This window comes from Vibrio cortegadensis (genome assembly GCF_024347395.1).
In the GTDB taxonomy this organism is placed as follows: Bacteria; Pseudomonadota; Gammaproteobacteria; order Enterobacterales; family Vibrionaceae; genus Vibrio; species Vibrio cortegadensis.
The window spans coordinates 1,040,285-1,059,801 of the sequence record NZ_AP025473.1; the positions used below are offsets into that span (position 1 = coordinate 1,040,285).

At 41.7% G+C, this 19,517-nt stretch carries 17 protein-coding genes; 10 read left to right on the forward strand and 7 right to left on the reverse strand.

Annotation, left to right across the window (positions count from 1 at the left end; translation table 11 throughout):
* Positions 1-44 precede the first annotated feature (44 nt).
* The 4 genes from OCV39_RS18850 (at position 45) to OCV39_RS18865 (ending at position 2,869) form a co-directional block, all read left to right on the forward strand.
* On the forward strand, positions 45-491 hold the full coding sequence (locus OCV39_RS18850) for a hotdog fold thioesterase (RefSeq protein ID WP_017051235.1): 447 nt from the start codon (positions 45-47) through the stop codon (positions 489-491).
* 55 nt (positions 492-546) lie between these two features.
* Positions 547-780, forward strand: coding sequence for a DUF3389 domain-containing protein (locus tag OCV39_RS18855; protein WP_017051236.1), 234 nt, complete (start codon positions 547-549; stop codon positions 778-780).
* A 115-nt stretch (positions 781-895) separates the two neighbouring features.
* Positions 896-2,599: an SgrR family transcriptional regulator gene (locus tag OCV39_RS18860; protein ID WP_261889688.1), complete on the forward strand. Its 1,704-nt coding sequence runs from the start codon at positions 896-898 to the stop codon at positions 2,597-2,599.
* 18 nt (positions 2,600-2,617) lie between these two features.
* The gene (locus OCV39_RS18865; protein WP_113798038.1) at positions 2,618-2,869 is read left to right on the forward strand and encodes a hypothetical protein; all 252 of its coding nucleotides are present in this window, start codon (positions 2,618-2,620) and stop codon (positions 2,867-2,869) included.
* A gap of 106 nt (positions 2,870-2,975) precedes the next feature.
* Here OCV39_RS18865 and OCV39_RS18870 read toward each other — a convergent pair whose 3' ends face one another.
* Both OCV39_RS18870 and OCV39_RS18875 read right to left on the reverse strand, forming a co-directional pair.
* A complete protein-coding gene (locus OCV39_RS18870) occupies positions 2,976-4,244 on the reverse strand; it encodes an O-acetylhomoserine aminocarboxypropyltransferase/cysteine synthase family protein (RefSeq protein WP_113798040.1) in 1,269 nt (422 codons plus the stop codon).
* Between the two features lie 156 nt (positions 4,245-4,400).
* Positions 4,401-6,035, reverse strand: coding sequence for a glycoside hydrolase family 13 protein (locus tag OCV39_RS18875; RefSeq protein WP_261889689.1), 1,635 nt, complete (start codon positions 6,033-6,035; stop codon positions 4,401-4,403).
* A gap of 219 nt (positions 6,036-6,254) precedes the next feature.
* Between OCV39_RS18875 and OCV39_RS18880 the strand changes: the two genes are divergently transcribed.
* Complete coding sequence (locus OCV39_RS18880) at positions 6,255-7,181, forward strand: LysR family transcriptional regulator (RefSeq protein WP_171756331.1); 927 nt, start codon at positions 6,255-6,257, stop codon at positions 7,179-7,181.
* Positions 7,178-7,498 (forward strand): divalent-cation tolerance protein CutA, encoded by a 321-nt coding sequence (cutA, locus tag OCV39_RS18885; RefSeq protein WP_113798046.1) that lies wholly within the window; start codon positions 7,178-7,180, stop codon positions 7,496-7,498. The genes OCV39_RS18880 and cutA overlap by 4 nt, the downstream gene beginning before the upstream one ends.
* 48 nt (positions 7,499-7,546) lie before the next feature.
* On the opposite strand, the gene OCV39_RS18890 is transcribed toward cutA, so the two are convergent.
* Positions 7,547-8,167, reverse strand: coding sequence for a DUF2238 domain-containing protein (locus tag OCV39_RS18890; RefSeq protein ID WP_017051243.1), 621 nt, complete (start codon positions 8,165-8,167; stop codon positions 7,547-7,549).
* A 260-nt stretch (positions 8,168-8,427) separates the two neighbouring features.
* On the opposite strand from OCV39_RS18890, the gene OCV39_RS18895 reads away from it, so the two are divergent.
* Together OCV39_RS18895 and OCV39_RS18900 are read left to right on the forward strand one after the other, a co-directional pair.
* A complete protein-coding gene (locus OCV39_RS18895; protein WP_017051244.1) occupies positions 8,428-9,267 on the forward strand; it encodes an isopenicillin N synthase family dioxygenase in 840 nt (279 codons plus the stop codon).
* A 185-nt stretch (positions 9,268-9,452) separates the two neighbouring features.
* The gene (locus OCV39_RS18900; RefSeq protein WP_261889690.1) at positions 9,453-10,070 is read left to right on the forward strand and encodes a DNA-J related domain-containing protein; all 618 of its coding nucleotides are present in this window, start codon (positions 9,453-9,455) and stop codon (positions 10,068-10,070) included.
* Positions 10,071-10,294: 224 nt separating this feature from the next.
* Here the strand turns inward: OCV39_RS18900 and OCV39_RS18905 are convergent, their stop codons facing one another.
* The 4 genes from OCV39_RS18905 to OCV39_RS18920 all read right to left on the reverse strand — a co-directional run bounded on the left by OCV39_RS18905 (position 10,295) and on the right by OCV39_RS18920 (position 16,104).
* Positions 10,295-11,956: an ABC-ATPase domain-containing protein gene (locus OCV39_RS18905; protein WP_261889691.1), complete on the reverse strand. Its 1,662-nt coding sequence runs from the start codon at positions 11,954-11,956 to the stop codon at positions 10,295-10,297.
* 85 nt (positions 11,957-12,041) lie between these two features.
* Positions 12,042-13,952, reverse strand: coding sequence for a bifunctional diguanylate cyclase/phosphodiesterase (locus tag OCV39_RS18910; RefSeq protein WP_017051247.1), 1,911 nt, complete (start codon positions 13,950-13,952; stop codon positions 12,042-12,044).
* A 213-nt stretch (positions 13,953-14,165) separates the two neighbouring features.
* Positions 14,166-15,362, reverse strand: coding sequence for an enoyl-ACP reductase FabV (gene fabV, locus OCV39_RS18915; protein WP_017051248.1), 1,197 nt, complete (start codon positions 15,360-15,362; stop codon positions 14,166-14,168).
* 91 nt (positions 15,363-15,453) lie between these two features.
* The gene (locus OCV39_RS18920; protein ID WP_261889692.1) at positions 15,454-16,104 is read right to left on the reverse strand and encodes an arylesterase; all 651 of its coding nucleotides are present in this window, start codon (positions 16,102-16,104) and stop codon (positions 15,454-15,456) included.
* On the opposite strand from OCV39_RS18920, the gene OCV39_RS18925 reads away from it, so the two are divergent.
* Positions 16,103-16,792 carry an ABC transporter ATP-binding protein gene (locus OCV39_RS18925; RefSeq protein WP_261889693.1) on the forward strand — a complete coding sequence of 230 codons (690 nt, stop codon included), beginning with the start codon at positions 16,103-16,105 and terminating at the stop codon, positions 16,790-16,792. The genes OCV39_RS18920 and OCV39_RS18925 overlap by 2 nt on opposite strands.
* Positions 16,779-19,220 (forward strand): ABC transporter permease, encoded by a 2,442-nt coding sequence (locus tag OCV39_RS18930; RefSeq protein WP_261889694.1) that lies wholly within the window; start codon positions 16,779-16,781, stop codon positions 19,218-19,220. Before OCV39_RS18925 ends, OCV39_RS18930 begins: the two co-directional genes overlap by 14 nt.
* The last annotated feature ends 297 nt before the right edge of the window (positions 19,221-19,517 follow it).

Here is a 19,517-nt window from a genome sequence, read left to right on the forward strand (position 1 = left end):
CAGAACAGAACCCACAAGTTACATCACCAAATTTAGGATTATCCATGAGCATTTGGAAGAAACCCATCGATCTAGAACGGTTAAATGCAACGTCAAAAAATACCTTGATAGAGCATCTCAATATTATTTATACCGATTATACGGATAACAGCCTAAGTGCCTCGATGCCAGTTTGTTCTTTTACACACCAGCCATTAGGGATGTTACATGGTGGTGCATCGGTGGTGCTTGCTGAGACATTGGGTTCTCTCGCCGCGAACTTCTGCGTGGGTGATGATGCTTATTGCGTGGGGCTTGATATCAATGCTAATCATGTTCGTTCTATGAGAGAAGGTCATGTGATTGGTACTGCTACCCCGATTCACCTCGGAGTTTCAACGCAGGTATGGCAAATCAATATTACTGATGAGCGTGAACGATTAGTTTGTACGAGTCGCTTAACCATTGCAGTAAAGAAAATTCGAAACGAAGCTAAGAAATTAAGAAATTAAATATTGGGGCTTCGGTGACGGATGCCCAATAGCAACGAGTGTAGTGAATCATTAAATGGTTATAGAATTTAAAAGCGGAAAAATTATTGTGACCGCGCATGAGTTGGTTGTGCGTGTTATTGGTGAGCATATGCTGACGATGCAAGCTCAAACAGATGCTGTTCAGCTCATTGGCCGAGGTGCAAATGTTATTTCAGTTAACGGGGCTGAGTGTAAATGGTCAATTAAACTCGATAATGTAGAGCAACTGGAGCAACTCTCGGCAGAAATGGGGGTAGCAATACAATAATTTGCTTAATGGAAGATCTCATCACAGAATAGTCACGCAGATATATTGTAGCTTGGCTATTTTTGTATAAAATAAGGAAACGCTTATTGTTATTTTTATATGAGATTTCCTCTTTATGAGCAGCCCAAGACTCCGTGTCCAATTTGAAACGTTATTTGAACACTACAATGGTCAAGATGTTGGCATCCAGCTAGAGGATGTGACCGACGTTCTATGCTGTACTCGGCGTAACGCCCGTATCGTACTCAATAAACTAGCCGAAGAGGGCTGGATCGAATGGCACCCGGCAGCAGGGCGAGGAAAACTTTCTCAGCTGCTATTTAAGCGTAACCGAAATGATGTCAGTTTAAATTTAGCTCGGCGCTATTTAGAAGATGGAAAAATAGGCCAAGCATTAAACGTCCTAGATAGTGATGCTGGTAAGCTGACTCAAGTCATACAGAGCTATCTTGGTGTGCAGCATCAAGAAGGGCAGCAAGTTATACGACTTCCGTATTATCGCTCTCTTTCTATGTTGAACCCTCTAAAATCAATGCGTCGCTCAGAGCAACACATTTCACGTCAGGTTTTCAGTGGCTTGACTCGTTTAGATGAGTTTGAAAATGTTCAAGCTGATCTTTCCCACACTTGGCAATCACTCTCTCCGACGCATTGGCGTTTTTATATTCGCCCTGGTGTCCGTTTTCATAATGGTGATCCACTGCTGGTGGAGCATGTCGTAGAAAGCATTTGGGCACTACGGTTTATCAATCTCTTTTCTCATATCGATACCGTGTCATCGCCATCAAATTGGGTGGTGGATATTCACCTACAAAAACCCGATCATCACCTGCCTCTGCTGTTAAGTGAATCCGAAGCGAAAATACTGCTTCCTGAATCGATTAGAGATGATGACTTCGATCTCTTACCTATTGGGACAGGACCTTACAAAGTGGAAAAAAACACGGAAAAGCGTTTGATCTTAAGTGCTTTTGATGGCTATTTTGGATTTAGACCGCTGGTGGACCAAGTTGAGGTATGGGTAATTGAAGAGGCCTATTCATCTATGGTATTTCCGAGTTTAGCACACCCGATCAAGTCACAACGTGGTGATTTTTCAGGAGATGTTGAGTTAGACCCAGGGTGTACTTATCTTCTATTAAATCGTAAGGATGGGGCTGCTCGTTCGCCTGAATGGGCTGATTACCTAAGTTGCAAATTAAATACGTTGCAAGTCTTTAAACAATTACCAGAAGACAAAATAACAGAACTTGGCATTTTACCCGCACATGGATTAAAACCGGGTTGGTACCATCATGGATTAGATCAGCGACAAGTGACACCACCAGAGCCAAGAAACCTTACTATTGCTTACCATGCTCAGCATCCAGTTTTCCCTAGCATGGCAAAGGCAATCGAAAAAATCCTTAAAGAAGATGGGATTTCAATAGAATTTATTACTTATGACCTAACCGTTCCAGATACAAAGTTGGTTGATATATGGATCAAACCAATGGGAATTGGCACCAGTCGTGATGATGCATTAGCCGGATGGTTGCTCAATTACAGTGATATTGAATTTTTAAGTAAAGCGGATGACTTCAATCGTTGGAGTTCACTGATTGATACTTGGCGCGCGGATAAGACAACGCTTTTCCCTGCAAAAGAACTCGGAAAGCAACTGATTGAAAGTAGACAGATAATCCCAATGTTCCATTGTTGGTTGGGTGTAAGCCAAGATCATTGTGGATCTCTACAGAATGCTAAATGTAATGCGTTAGGTTGGTTTGACTTTAGCCAGGTTTGGGTTAAACCAGAGATAGACAACTCAACTGTTTGATAGCGAAAGTGATGAAAAATGGCAAAACCGAATAAAAAGCAGCCGACTAAAACCGTCGATATTTTCTGTGCCAAATGTCGCGCAAAGCTATTCAAATACCGAAAAGGTGGAAAGGGCGCATTAGTTAAATGTTTCAAAGAACGAATTGTAGAAGACTTTACAACATCATCATGTCATTGCCCTGAATGTGAAATGGAGTTTGCGCGAGATACGTTAGTTCGAGGAACGCCTGCTTTTAAAATGATCGGTGGGAAAGTGACCATGAAGTAAACTGAACTAATTCCAAACGTTTAATCAATTCTTAAAATTACGCACCACTGTTTATTTAAACAGTGGTGCGTAAAAAAGGCACAGATCTTAACTTTAAGTACGTTTATTAAGCACTTAACGCTTGTTCTAAGTCTGCAATAATATCGTCGATGTGCTCGATACCGACAGATAAACGAATCATTTCAGGTTTCACGCCCGCCTCTTTTTGCTCTTGTTCACTCATTTGTCTGTGGGTGGTTGAGGCTGGGTGGCACGCTAACGATTTTGCATCCCCGATATTCACCAAGCGTTTGAATATTTGTAGTGCATCATAGAAACGAACCCCTGCTTCATAACCATCTTTCAGCCCGAAGGATAGAATGGCAGAAGGTTTGCCCTTCATGTATTTTTGAGCAAGATGATGATGGTCTGAGTCTTCTAAACCTGCATAACTTACCCAACTCACTTTCTCATGCTGTTGTAAGTAATTCGCAACCTTCAATGCGTTCTCTGTGTGGCGTTCCATTCTCAAAGAGAGCGTTTCAAGCCCTTGAAGTAACATGAACGCATTCATTGGAGAGAGTGCGGCACCTGTATTTCTCAAAGGCACGGTACGAGCTCGCCCGATAAATGCAGCTTCGCCAAATGCTTCGGCATAAACTACACCGTGATAAGACGGCTCTGGTTGGTTAAAGACGGGGAAGCGTTCTTTGTGTTCCGCCCAAGGGAATTTACCGGAATCGACAATCATGCCGCCAAGCGTTGTACCGTGGCCACCAACGTATTTGGTCAGGGAGTGAACGACAATATCAGCACCGAATTCTATTGGTTTACAAAGCACAGGAGTTGCGACCGTATTATCAACGACAACGGGTACTCCTTGAGCGTGGGCAACATCAGCAATAGCTTGTAGATCAATAATATTACCAGCAGGGTTACCAATTGATTCGCAATATACGGCTTTAGTATTCTCATCTATTAGTTCTGCGATGCTTTCCGCTTGGTCATCTTTTGCAAAGCGAACTTCTACACCTTGGCTTGGTAGCATGTGCGCGAACAACGTGTAAGTACCACCGTAAAGTTGCGGTGTAGAAACAATGTTATCCCCAGCTCTCGTTAACGTTTGAATAGCGTAGTTAATTGCGGCACTTCCCGCACTCACCGCCAAACCTGCGATGCCGCCTTCTAATGCTGCCATACGCTTTTCAAGCACGTCATTAGTCGGGTTCATGATGCGAGTATAAATATTCCCTGGAACTTCCAAATTAAACAGATCAGCACCATGTTGTGCACTATCAAATTCATAAGCGACGGTTTGATAAACAGGAACAGCTACAGATTTGGTGGTTGGATCGCTTTCATAACCATGGTGGATCGAGAGTGTTTCGTCTTTCATTGTTCATCCTTGAATTGAGAAATGGTTGCCCACCAGAATAGAACAATATTGAAACAAGAGTCACGCAGAGATTTAAACTTTTTTATAAGACGAAAAAAGGCGCACAGAAATGTACGCCAAATGGACAACTACAAAAAGGATAGGGGGTTATGAAATTTATAGCATTTTAAATGCCAGAGACTCATATGGTTGAAGTGACACTGTATCGTTTAGTCGGCTTGTCTCTTCATAATTATAAATCAGACAGCTAACGTCTCGATTACTCAGTTCTGCTGGCAGGTCGAGATTAATTTGCTGATCACTAAAGTTGCTGATGACAAACAGAGTCTCGTTTTCATCTTTACGAAGATAAGCGAACACTTTGTCATGATCTTCATATATTGGCGTAAACTCGCCATAGACAATTACAGGATGCGCTTTACGAATTTGAATCAATTTTTGGTAGTGATAGAAAATTGAGTCGCTATCATTCAGTGCATTCTCGACATTAATCTCAGGGTAATTCGGGTTCAGCTCGATCCAAGGCGTTCCTTGAGTAAAGCCGGCGTTATCCGCATTAGACCAATGCATTGGCGTTCGTGCGTTGTCACGACTGTTTTCATGAATTGCGTCCATCATCGCTTCATGCGACACGCCGGATTCAGTTTTCACTTTATAGAAATTAAGCGTTTCGATGTCTTTATATTGCTCAAGAGTCTCAAACGCTACGTTGGTCATGCCGATCTCTTCACCTTGATAAATGTAAGGTGTGCCTTTTAAAAAGTGCAGAGTGGTTGCGAGCATTTTTGCTGACTCCACTCGGAACTCTTTGTCGTTCCCGTATTTAGAGACCACCCGAGGCAGATCATGGTTGTTCCAAAATAGAGAGTTCCAACCTTGATCGGATAACTCTACTTGCCATTTGGTTAATACTTGCTTGAACTCTTTCAAGTCCAAATCAATTGGAGACCATTTTTCGCCATCTTTCCAAGTCAGGGTAATATGTTCAAATTGGAACACCATAGAGAGTTCTTCTCGCTCTGGCGCACTGTACATTTTGGCAATTTCGGGAGTTGCTCCCCAAGTTTCACCGACCGTGAGCAGGTCTTTATCACCAAAAGTCTGTTGATTCATTTCTTGAAGCAGTGGGTGCAAACGTGGGCCATTGCCAGTGATGCCTTTATCGATCTCTTTGCCAATTAAGTCGATAACATCTAGGCGGAAACCGCCGATACCTTGGTCTATCCACCAATTCATCATGTTATGAACTTCTTGCTGAACTTTTGGGTTCTCCCAATTGAGATCAGGCTGACGTTTAGAGAATAGATGGAAGTAATATTGCTGTGTTGCTTCGTCCCATTCCCATGCACTTCCGCCGAAAATAGAACCTTGGTCATCTGGTGTGCTTCCATCTGCTTTTGCATCTCGCCAGATATAGTAATCACGGTATGGGTTGTCTTTTGACTTCTTCGCTTCAGTGAACCAAGGATGTTCATCTGAAGTATGATTAACCACGAGATCCATAACGACTTTGATATCACGATTTTTCGCTTCATCAAGTAATTTTTTCATGTCATCCATAGTACCGAATTCTTCGGCGATGGCTTGATAATCAGAAATATCATAACCATTGTCGTCCATCGGTGAACGGTAGACAGGAGATAACCACAGAACATTGATACCAAGGTTTTGTAGATAATCGAGTTTACTGATGATGCCTGGTAAATCACCAATTCCATCGTTGTTAGAATCGCAAAAGCTGCGTGGATAAATTTGATAAACAACGGCGTCATGCCACCATCTTTTGTCCATGGGAAATACCTTAATTATGTGCATTTTGATGAGGCTACTATAGAAAACAATCAGGCAAATTAAAAATAGGAAATTATTGCCTTGTTATAGAAATAAGCTATATCATGAGAAATTATAGACATTACTTGTGTCAAACACGAATAGTGGCGAAATTACGTTCAACAAGAAATGTGATGTTGAGCAAATCGACCAACGGCTTAATGGTATAGAGAGGTGAAAATGAACAAGCCCTACCGCTATTTTTTGATGGTGGCACGTGAAGGAAACATTAAAGCGGCATCGGAAAAATTGCATATAAGCCAACCTTCACTTACTGCTGCAATTAAAAAGCTAGAATTAGATATCGGCGTTGATTTGTTCATTCGACGCTCAAAAGGGGTGGAGTTAACTAATTATGGCCGTTTATTTCAGGAGCATGTGCAAGAGCAGCAAGAGAAGCACGCTCACTTGATGCATAAGTTCACCGATATGCAGCAGCGCCATTTTGGTAAAATCAAATTAGGTACAGGTGAAGCTTGGTGGGAGCGCTTTGTTCGATCTTCAGTTAAAACGTATCAAGATCAATCTCCGGGATGTGCTTTTCATCTTGAATTTGGTAATAACCTTTCGCTGATTCATCATCTTGTTCAAGGTGATATTGATCTTTTTGTTGGTCATGAAGTGAATGGGTTGCATGAACGTTGCCGGGTTAATTTCCAACCTTTATTTCAGGAAAAAGAGGCGTTATATGTGCGCAAAGGGCATCCACTCCTCAGCTGTAATTTGAGTGTTACAGAACTTATTGAACGCCAGAAAGATTTTCCGCTTTTACGGGTTACTCCAGATCATGCGAGACACCATTCAGTACTGGCGGACCATTTAGCTCAGCACCAAATGATTCGTAAAGATGGTCAAGATAACCGATTAATTTACGATGTGGATGCAGTTCCTGCCAGCATTGATATGCTTAACATGACGGACGCTGTGATGCCTTACAGCAGTGAAATGCAACGTTGGATGGAGAGTAAAGGGATCGAAACGTTACTGGTCAATGAAGATCAAATCGGCAATGTCGGAATTTATACGAAACAGGGGCATGATGATGAGAAAATTAGCCTTCTTATTGACTTAATAAAGCAAGATAGCTTGGAGAGAGGTGAAGGATGAACGCACAGGAATTTTGTATCGTGCTAACAACAACTAATCAAGAGGCGGAAACGAATCAAATAATTGAATCATTGCTCAGCCATCAACTTGCCGCTTGTATCCAGACCATGCCAATTCAAAGCCATTACGTATGGCAAGGGGAGGTATGTTCCGATAATGAGACGCTTCTTATCATTAAAACTAAAGCGTCTCTTTATAAACAAGTTGAGTCCATGATCAATGACTTACACAATTATGATGTTCCTCAGGTTGTGCAAGTCTCAATTGAAAATGGCTCGAATCCATATCTCGCTTGGTTGGATGAAACGACAAAATAGCGATTGTTTGCTCTTTATTGCTTATTGCTTACGATTCATCGTTCATTATTACGATGATAGCGGTTTGGTTGCCATTCGGCGTTGTATCACCATTAATATTAGTGATAATAGAGCGCCGGATGTATCACACAACATATCCTTTTGTGCGTCCCAGATATCGCCTTGAGAACCCAAAAATGCAATACCTTCTTCTCCACCAGCAAGTGCCGCATACCACCATTCAATAATTTCATATCCAGCTGCCACTGCCATCATGGCAAACAGACCAAATAACCCCGCTAATATAGGTTGGCATAGTTTTTTTCTAATCAAATATTCAGCAATTGGGTAGGCATAAAAACCAATTGAGAAGTGAGCGATACGATCGAAGTTGTTTCTTTCGGAGCCGATAAGTTGGTTAAACCAATCGAATGGCACTTCGGAAAAGGTATATTTTGCCCCGATTGTATGCAGTCCAAGCCAAATAAACATCAAAAAATAAGCGGTTCGGCTAAAAGTAAGCTTAGTAGATGCCCAGAAAATTACCCCGAGAATACCCAAAGCCGGGATGATTTCAGCGAACCAAACCGCTCGTGAATGGGGTGAATAGGCCGAAAAAATAAATATTACCGAATAGATAACCGTTAGATAGTAAAGTGCTTTATTTTTTAGAATGGATTGTGTGGGCATTGTTTATCCTGAATTACTGAAGCTGGATTTATGATCTTATGCACATATAAAGCGTGCTTTCATGTATCGTGACATAATTTAAAACGCTGTTCAATTGTATTTAATATTTCATTCAATCAGTATGTACGAATTATGTTTAAATTGTTCCTTTTCGCACACTATTTAATCCAACAACTCACATCATTTCATTAAAGTTTGATTTACATTGTTGTCACTCATAAAATCGACGGCTCAACCATATAACAAGAAAGTATAAAGTCATGAAATTGGAAACCGTTGATTACCTTGCTGATGATGCAGCAGAGCAATTTGTCAAATCACTACGTGAAACTGGATTTGGTGTACTGAAAAATCACCCGATCCCGAAAGAACTTGTTGAGTCAATTTATGAGAATTGGCAAACGTTCTTTAATTCAGAAGAAAAAAATAACTTTACCTTTAACCCTGCAACACAAGACGGCTACTTTCCACCGTCAGTATCTGAAGTGGCAAAGGGCCATACCGTTAAAGATATCAAAGAGTATTTCCATGTTTATCCGTGGGGACAAATACCGGAACAGCTAAAAGAGCAAATTTTAGATTACTACGCTCGTGCTAACGCGTTTGCGGAAGAGTTACTTGGCTGGGTAGAAGCTCATGCACCCAAAGAAGTACAAGAGAAGTTTTCCATTGCGCTTTCTGAAATGATCAATGGCAGTGATAAAACGTTGCTGCGTATTCTTCACTACCCACCAATGACAGGTGATGAAGAACCTGGTGCAATTCGCGCTGCCGCTCATGAAGACATCAATTTATTAACGGTACTTCCTGCGTCAAATGAACCTGGCCTGCAAGTAAAAACCCAAGAGAATGAATGGCTTGATGTGCCGTGTGATTTCGGTAATTTGATCATTAACATTGGTGATATGCTGCAAGAAGCATCGGGTGGTTACTTCCCATCCACCACTCACCGTGTGATTAACCCATCAGGTGAACGCCAAGAGCATTCTCGTATTTCATTACCACTTTTCTTGCATCCTAAACCTGAAGTGGTTTTGTCTGAGCGTTACACGGCAGACAGTTATTTAATGGAACGCTTACGTGAATTAGGCGTGATTTAATCAAAATATAAGTCGTATTCACATTTTAGTGGTGTGCGACAATCAAGTTAATTTCAATCGCTCAGTTAATGGGCGATTTTTTTGTCGTACAGTTCAAGAAGTCGAGTAACAATGTAATAGTTACTCGACAAATCGGCTCAATTGGATTTGAATTAAGCTGTGTATCGTCATTCTTTAAGAGCCTCATGCAAGAAAACCAAGAGATCAAAGCCACGTTTCAAACCTATATGGAAAACCCTCTGTTATGGCCCATGCTTGAAGAGCTAAAAAAACAGCCTTCGGGATGGAAAGTACATACGTTAGCATCTCACCTGAGTGAACTTGGTTACATTCCCATTCTCGATGACAGTCCTGAGAAGGATTTGTTTAAAAAAAACTTTTTAATCATGAATGCACTATATCAACTTCAGGAGACGCTCTACCCAGACAACTGGTTGCAAGTTGAAGCGATGAGTATTGAGTTGATGTCCGGTACGCAGTCACATTTACATGAGATTGATCTTAATGATCCTCTACGAGATTACTATACGCATTGGATAAACTATGAGGCTAACGAGGGAGAAGTGAAGCGGTTACTGAATGAGTTTTGGACTCGTTACCGCCAATCTGTCGGGAGTACTAACGGCTCAGATATGGACAGAGAAAAAGCGCTGCGCCTGTTTGAACTTTCACATGACTCTACTCAAATTCAAATTCGTAAAAAATGGCGTCGTCTTGCGTTGAAGTGGCATCCCGATAGAGAACACGGCAATGCTGAAAGGTTCAGGGTATTGTGTGAGGCATGGAATATATTACGTCACTAGAACGCGACCCTGTCACTTTGGCGGTGTAAAAGATAAAAAAAGAGTGATATGTGGTTTCAATCAACCGACATATCACTCTTTTTTATATCTTACAGAAGATAATTGACAGTAAAACTGGCGTTTAGCTTATTGCTATTTTGCTAAGAGCTAAGAGCTAAGAGCTAAGAACCAAGAGCTTTAACAACAGGTTTGCTTAAGTTTTGTCTAAGCCGTTCGATATTTGTTTACTGGTTATCACTCGATTTAAATTGAGATTTGCGCATACGGTTTAGAGCGGCCATTACATCTAGTGTGCGTGGCTTTGCTAAATCACCAACATTAGGCATAGTTTGGTGCCAATCATCAGAGAGAAGTCGATTGATCTCTTGAGATGGGTTCTCTTGCCAACCAGCATGTTGAGCCATTTGGAACCAAGTCCAACCGATAGCATTGACTTCAGAGCTTGACTCTAACTGCTCCAACGCACTCAAATCAGTAAACTCTTTACCAAAACGTAAAGAGTCTTTTCCTTTTGCGGTTACGCGGAACTTACCATCAACAAGGATGTTCATCAGAGCATTACAAAACAAGCTACGAGGTTGGAACGCTTCTAGTGAAGTTTCACACTCATTGTTTCTTTGAGATGGGTGCTGCTCGATGACTTTTTTCGCTTTTTCAGTGACATCTACCGCTTGGTAATCATGCATTTGAATCACAGTATCAGCCACATCGAGATAATCACCTGAACCGCCCATAACCACCATGGTTGAAATATTCAGCTCATCTCGTAATTGACCAATTCGATCCACTAACGGAGTGATTGGCTCATCTCCTTTACTGACCAATGCTTGCATACGTTCATCACGGATCATAAAGTTCGTTGCAGACGTATCTTCATCAATCAGTAAAGAAGTTGCACCTGCTTCGATAGACTCTTGTAACCAAGCGGCTTGAGAGGTTGACCCTGAAGCATCTTGAGTCGTGAAATCAGCAGTGTCTTTACCCATAGGTAAGTGGTTAATGTAATTAGATAAATTAAGGTGGTGGACACAGCGACCGTCTTCAGCACGAATCTTCATTGCATTACGATCTGTAACGATACCTTCACGACCGTCACCAGGAATATGGTTGTAGATTGAACGCTCAATCGCATTCAATAGTGTTGATTTACCATGAAAGCCACCACCAACAATAAGCGTGATACCTGTAGGAACACCAAGGCCTTTAATGTCACCTTTATTAGGTGTGTTTAATGTAACTTCAAGAGAAGAAGGGGCAACAAAAGCAACCGCATCTTTCATTGGAAAATCACAATTACCTGCAGTACGTGGCAGAACGCTACCGTTTGCAACGAAGGCTGCCAGTTGCTTGCCTGCTAACTGGCTACGCATTGACTCTTGATCCTCAGCACATTCACAGTGCTTGATCATAGCCTCAAGATTAAGCTCTCTTTCGATCGTTGAACGACGAATAAATTTTGGCAAGTAGAACGTAATAATGTTGCTCGCTTTCTTAGCCAGAATGCTTCGACCATCAGCGGGTAAGTTGATGCGGAATCGAATATCAATTCCTTCTTCTGTAAACACAACAGAAGTACTATCAAGAATCGTTTGTCCCGTTAAGGCAATAGAGATGCTGGTTTCTTGCTTGGCAAATTCCGCAAAGCTACGAGCAATAAAATCACGAGCTGCGATTTGATAAGCCGCTGATTTTTCCGTTAACCAACCTAAACCGGTTAAAGACCATGCTCTTGTCGCTCGAAAGCGAGAAGCCGAAGCAAACGGGTCGCCTTGGATATGGTCGATATGAAGCTGGAAATCACCAAAGTCATACTGACCTTTGATCTGTTGATATGCACGATAGTTCTGTTTTTCAAGCTTTTTCAGCTTAGCAGTCAACTGATCCATAACGAAATTTGCCTATTAAAAAAGATAAAGGCGGCGATTATAGAAACCGCCACCTTAGGAGTAAAGGGAAACTGCATCAAATTAGTTATTGATACGTAAATTGAGTAGAGCCGATATAGTTTTGATTAATCAATCCTTGCTCGAAATCTTGGCAAGTCATTGGTTTTCCATAGAAATACCCCTGACCAATATCACAGCCTTCATCAATAATGAAATTCTCATGTTCTTGCGTTTCAACCCCTTCAATAATCACTTTTAAATCCAATTTCTTAGCGATTTGAACAATTGAACGAACAATCTCTTCATCATCAACACTTTTATCGATTTGCTGAACAAAACTCTTGTCTATTTTTATGCAGTCGAACGGGAATTTTTTAAGGTACGCAAAAGAAGCATACCCAGTACCGAAATCATCTAAAGAGAGGGTAATACCCAGATCGTGTAAATTTTGAAGTGTATTTCGTGCGACGGCTTCATCGGCAATCAAACCGCTTTCTGTCACTTCTAGTTCTAAGTAACTAGGGGGAAGGTGATAAGTTTCCAGTAAGTGTTGTACCTGATCGGCAAAGTGCACATTTTTTAGCTGAATAGCAGATACATTAACCGCCATCTTAAAGTGATCAACATAATCTGACCACTCCCGCGCTTTTTCAATCGCCGCTCGTAAAACAAAATTGCCGACCTCGAAGATTAAGCCATTTTGCTCTGCCATGTGAATAAGAGTTTCATTAGAAATATCCCCAAGAACCGGATGACGCCAGCGTAAAAGTGCTTCTGCTCCTGTCCATTTATGAGAAGTAGGGCATACCTTAGGTTGGAAGTACAACATCAGGTCATCATTTCTGACTGCTTGTAACAGGTAGCTTTCAAGTTGATTAATATGAGATTGACTATCGGACAGTGATTGAGAGAAAAATCGGTATTTGTTGCCTGAATCTTTACATGCGATCATCGCTTCGTTGGCGTGTTTCAAAACATCACTTGCGATTTGTCCATCTTTGCCAGTGGCAATACCAATAAAAGCATGTAAGTGGATTTTATCGTTTTCAATAAAGAACTCGGAATGCCCAACCTCAATTAGCTTATGGCACAAAAGCTCCAAATGTGTGGAGATATCGTTGGCTCTTATTGCGATAGCAAGGTCAATTGATGTTGGTCTCGCGGTGATTGTTTCTATAAGGTCGATTCCACCAATACGATCACGATAGCGTTTTAATACCTCGTCGAAGGCATGGTAGCCATACTTGGCTTGAATACGCCGCCCATTAGTAAAACCAATATGTATCACTGCAATCTCAGAGGTGTTCCCAACTCGATTTTTCATCAACTTATCAAGTTCAGTTTCAAAAGCGTTTCTGTTTAAGAATCCGGTGCCAGAGTCATGGCTTTTTTGGTATGAGATCTGTTGTTCAGCGGCTTTACGCTTATCGATTTCTTGATTAAGTGAGTAGTTTAGACTGGCTAAGTCCTTTGTTCTGGTTTTTACTCGGTATTTGAGTTCATCATTGAGACAAAGTAGTTTCGCATGTTGATAGAGTGTTGTGAGTTGCGATTCGATAGAAATTCGAAAGCTTTCTAACAATTCACGATACATAGGAGAGTAATGATTTTCTTTGCTGTCTAAAACACAGATGGTGCCGAAAGCATCGCCATTTGGCCAGTTCAATGGGATCCCGCAATACGAAATCATACCGAGGGCAATATCAGGGTTTGATTTCCATTTATCATCTTTAAGGGCGTTGGGCACAAGCAGTTCTGAATTTGAATTAATGACGGTTTCACAATAGAGCCCCTTGCCCAGTGACTCGCTATCACCAGTTAAGTAAGGGTTTTCGGGAGAGTTGCTTCGACAGAACACTTCAATGTGCTTAGGATGAACTCGCATGATCAGCGCCGAAGGTACAGAGATGATTTCGGCTAATAAATCCACAATATTCTGCCAGCCAAGCTGCATGTTCTCAGGAATTGACAACTCTTGCGTATTGATTCTTGTCATATCGTTATGGATATCCTTATTGTTATGTATTGCAAACCCTTCCTAGGCTTGATGATATTCATCATATATTGATAATCTGAACAATATACCCTAAGTATACGAAGGGTTATTCAATGTAACAAAAAAAAGTCCCAAATAAATATTGGGACCTTAACCATTTGATATTGTCTTAAAAATAAGAAGACATTATAAATTAACACCTTAAGATATCTGTTAAGGCTCAAGCAGTTCAAGATCTCCCATCGAAATCGGTTTGGAATAATCTATATTGGCAAAGGAAAAGCCGTTAAGTTGCATGAATTCATGTTTAAATCCACGATAATCCCCAATCTCGGCAAAGTTAGTCTCATTCATTTTTGACAATAATTGTGAAACTTCATGCTGTGTTTCAGGATCAAGCTCTTTGTCATCCATTCTTAACAGACGCTCACCATCTACAGGGACTTTATCTTGACCGAATAACTTACTTGAGAAAAGGCGTTGCATCTGTTCGATACAACCTTCGTGTGTCCCTTTTTCTTTCATTACTTGGTATAGAGCCAAAATGTATGGGCTTAACCCTGGAATGAAAACGCTCGCCTTTGTCACTAGAGCCTTACAAACCGTTGCGTAAGCACCACCATCAAAGTTAGCGAGTTTTAAGTTCAGCGAATGGCTAGTTTGGTGTAAATCGATTTTGGCCCGGCCCAATGTTCCGTCGAGATAAATAGGGTGGGTGACTTCAGGGCCGATGTAAGAAAATGCGATAGTTTGGCAACCTTGAGCAATAGACTCGGTGTTGATCAAGGTGTCAATCCAACGCTCCCAATCCTCACCCCCCATGACTTTAACGGTGGCATCCGCTTCTTCTTCCGATGCCGCTTCAATTTCAGCTTCTATCCATTGGTCTGTTTCTAAATTAATCGATGACCCCGTGACATTGTCACCAATAGGTTTTATTGCAGAGCGCCAAAACTCACCATTATCTTTTGGTCTAACGCCAGCGGCTAAGCTGTAAATGACTAAATCTACTTCACCTTCAAAATATGTCTCTATCGCCTCGATCACTTGCTCTTGAACGGTATTTGAAAATGCATCACCGACAATATTAACGGCAACGCGGCCTTCATGTTCTGCTTGCTGCTTGAAGAATATATTGTTGTACCAACCAGCAGTACCAACGCCTTTCTCCGATGGTCCTCTTTCAAATGAGACTCCAATTGTATCTGCTTTGCTTCCGCCAAAGGTTGCGGCAATACGAGAAGCTAAGCCAAAACCGGATGATGCGCCAATAATTAGAACACGTTTAGGGCCATCAACAATCTGTTCTGCATTTTTAACATATTGGATCTGCTGCTTGATGGATTCTTCACAGCCATACGGATGGGCTGACCGTGCAACAACCCCTTTAATTACTGGTTTGATGAGCATATTTTTATCCTAAATTCGCTAGCGTTTCCGACTCTATTTGTAGACTTTAAGCCGCGTTATGAATTCAGAATATCGTAAAGCTTTGTAAACTTTATTGAGCTAAACCAGTAAAATCTGGAATGTTAACTAATTCTTGCGCAACAAATCGAGCTATCCACGGCTGTGCGATCGGTTTCGGGTGAAGTCCGTCATTCATCATCCAAGAGGGTTGTTGAATCACATACTCAAGAAAAAATGGGAGTAGAGGGACGGATTGCTCTTCTGCTATTGCAGGGTAGATTTCGTAAAACGCTTTGCTATATCGCTTGCCATAGTTAGGTGGCACTTGAATCTGCATTAATGCAATATGAGCACCTGCATCTTTACTCATTTGAATCAATGATGTGAGGTTCTTTTTAATTAACTGAGGAGGAAATCCGCGTAAGCCGTCATTAGCGCCTAGCTCAATAATGACCCAGTTAGGTTTATGCTGGTTGAGCAATTCAGGTAAGCGAGCTAATCCATTACCTGTCGTATCACCAGAGATACTGCCGTTAACCACGGTGACGGGTTGGTTGTTGGTCAGCGAAGCGTGTTTCTGCAACTCAACCGGCAGAAGGCTAGGCCAACTATCTTCAATCGCCATTTGATAGCCCGCACTTAAGCTATCCCCAAGTACAAGAAGAGTGTTACTTTGTGAATTAGAAGCAACAGCATTACTAGAAAGTAGAACAATTAAAAAAAAGGAAAATAGTCGAGTCATGCATACATCCATTATTAAAGCCGAGTCTGTGTCAAAACTAGTCTCTACTAATCAAGAGCATTTAACAATATTAGATGACGTTAACCTTGAAATCTTAAGTGGCGAGTCTGTTGCGATTGTTGGTACCTCAGGGGCCGGTAAGTCCACTCTTATGACCCTGCTTGCGGGGCTAGACACGCCCACAGCTGGTGAAATCCATTTACTCGGTAAACCTTTATCCACGTTAACCGATGAAGCGAGAGCCGCAATCAGAAGCGAATCGATTGGGTTTGTGTTTCAGAGCTTTTTGTTGATCCCTAGTCTAACTGCATTAGGCAATGTCACTCTACCTTGTCTGCTAAAAGGAGAAGAGGAAGATACTGAGCGAGCATTGGCGCTATTAGCATCTGTTGGCCTGTCTGAGCGTGTCGACCACTTGCCCTCTCAATTATCGGGAGGAGAGCAGCAACGTGTCGCTTTAGCTCGCGCCTTTATGATTAAACCTAAGATTCTGTTTGCCGATGAACCTACAGGTAATTTGGACCAGCAAACCGCAGCGAAAGTGATTGAGTTACTGTTTGAGTTGAATCAGCAGCACGGGACGACGCTAGTTCTAGTGACTCACGATCTAGAATTATCAAAACGATGTGATAGAACACTTCATATGAAAAATGGTGTCATTGAGGAGTTCAATCATGATCAAAGCTAAGGGAGCGAAGTTGAATCGTCGACTATTCTCTTGGAGTACTGAGGAAATCCGTCATGGTCAGTTGTGGCCGATCTCTATTGCACTAACACTAATCATTGCGTGTATTTTTGCATTATCAGCTCTAGCAGAAAGAATGGAACAGGTAATCGTGAAGCAGGGCAAAGATGCGTTGACCGCTGATAGCGTCTTTGTTTCTGCGAATCCAATTCCAGACGTCCTGATTGCACAGAGTCTAGTTGAAGGTCTTGAAACTTCCGAGCTTACTCGATTTGCCACCATGGCATTCAGTGATAATGGGATGCAACTGATCACCGTCAAAGCCGTGGAAAGTAATTATCCATTGCTTGGTGAGCTGATTTTGGGAAGCCAAGCGGATCAACAAAATATGGTGAAGCAAGGAGAACTTTGGTTAGATGAAAGAATTTTTGCACAGTTAAACGTATCAATCGGTGACAATGTCACGGTTGGTGACGCGGATTTTTTAGTCAGTGGTCGAATCGTACAAGAACCTGGGCTCAGTTTTAACCCGTTCCAACAGATGCCTACGGCACTAATCAATATGGACGACATCGAAAAGACAGGGGCAATTCAACTCGGAAGCCGGGTTCAACACCGACTATTTCTAGCGGGTGACAGTGATGCTATTTTGCGAATTCAAGAGAGTATTGAATTGACGCCCAGTGATCGATGGCGTGACCAAAATACAACAAGCCGAACTAACGAAGTATTTAATAGAACAAAGCAGTATTTATCATTAACGGTTGCGATTGTGATTATCATGGCCGCGACAACGCTGGTACTAACTTGTCAGCATTACGTTGCCAGTCGTAGACAAACAATTGCGATGTTAAAAAGCATTGGGGCAAGTCAAGGGTGGATCGCTCGTTGGCTCATTATCCAAGTTATTCTGTTATTAGTGATTGGCGTTGTTTTAGGATTAGCGATTGGTGTTGGCCTTGAAATGCTTCTTAGGATCCCACTCTCTGATCTACTGCCGACACCACTTCCAGAGTATGGCTACCAACCAGGATTGATCTCAGTGTTAGCAAGTGTTGCGATTGGCGTGCCTGCTCTTGGTATTCCGCTTCTCGGCTTGCTTAATACTTCCGCAATGAATGTTATGCAACCTGATAATCAAGCCACAACAGATTATAAGCACTGGTTGTTGTTACTGGTTCCGGTTGTCCCTATGATCTTTGCTTATGGCTCCAATTCTCTGGTTTGGATTGTTATTGGTGGCATCTTTGTATTGTTTATCGTCCTTGCGCTGCTTAGCATCGGAATAACAAAGACGATGGTGAAATTACCGTTATCGACATCAATGAAGTTAGCGTTAAGCCGCATCAACCGCTCTTCAACCGCCAGTGGACTTCAGTTTGGAGCACTTGCGCTGTCACTTATGCTTTTGTCAGTAATTTGGTTGGTTCGAACGGATCTACTTGCCGATTGGCAACAGACATTACCTGCAGATGCGCCGAATGTCTTCGCCCTAAACATTGCGCCATATGAGAAAGAGGCTTATCTTGCGGCACTTGATGAGCAACATATTGATCGCTCTCAAGCCTTTCCCATCATTCGGGGCAGACTTTCAGAAGTTAATGCAAAACCAGCGAAAAGCCAAAATGAAAACGAAGAAGAGACGGATGTTCTCAGCCGAGAATTGAACTTTACTTGGGGAGATCAATTACCTGTTTATAACGACGTGATTGCAGGAGAGTGGACGTCAACTAAAGGTGTTTCTGTCGAGTCTGAAGTGGCTGAAGATTTAGGCATACAGCTCGGTGACGAGCTTACTTTCGTCATAAATAGTCAGACGGTTATCGCGACAGTTAACTCTATTCGTGCGGTTGAGTGGCGAGTGATGAAGCCGAATTTCTATTTCATTTTCACTCCAGATCTTCTGCAATCTATTCCATCAACTTGGTTAGTCAGTTTTCAAGCAGAAGAGAGTGATCAGGCTCTGTTACAGCAACTATCTAGAGAGCATCCAACCGTGAGCCTTATGGATATAAGAATGATGGGAGAAAAGATACAGTCGCTTCTTACTCAAATCATCTGGTCCATTACCGTGCTTGCTGGTTTAGGGGTGATTGCAGGCCTATTGTTAATATTTACTTTATTAAGGCTGAGCTTGTCTCAAAGACAGCAGGAAATCCGCTTGTATAGAACCTTAGGAGCGAGTAAGAAACGTATCACTCAAACTATTTGGAGTGAATATGGTTTGATGGCGCTCGTTGCAGGTCTCGTTGCCAGTTTGGGGGCTGAGTTGAGTGTGGCTAGTTTAATGAATTATGGATTTGAGCTGACACCTAAATTTCATCCATTATTGTGGATAGTTTTACCAGTTATCACTTTTATTACCCTTGCTGTGGTGGTTAATTCTCTTATTAAGCGCTTGTTAACCCCCGTAAATAAAGGGATCAGCTAACATTAATGAATAAGTTATCCCAGTTATCCACAAAAACGGTGGATAACATTTGGGATAACTTGAATTTGTAAATCTATCAATCCTCGCTAAGCCTCAATCTACAAGAGTTACACTCAATTTGCTTTCATTTATGGACTGAATTAATTAGGCTGGATAAATGAGTCAAGAAGAAATTTTAGTATTTTTGTTCTAGTAAATAATAATGAGAAACTAATCCCTTAATCAAAATGTGTTTTTATTCTTCTCGTTTACTCAGTAGAATACGCACTGCTCATAATCTGGTTGATTTTTACTGAC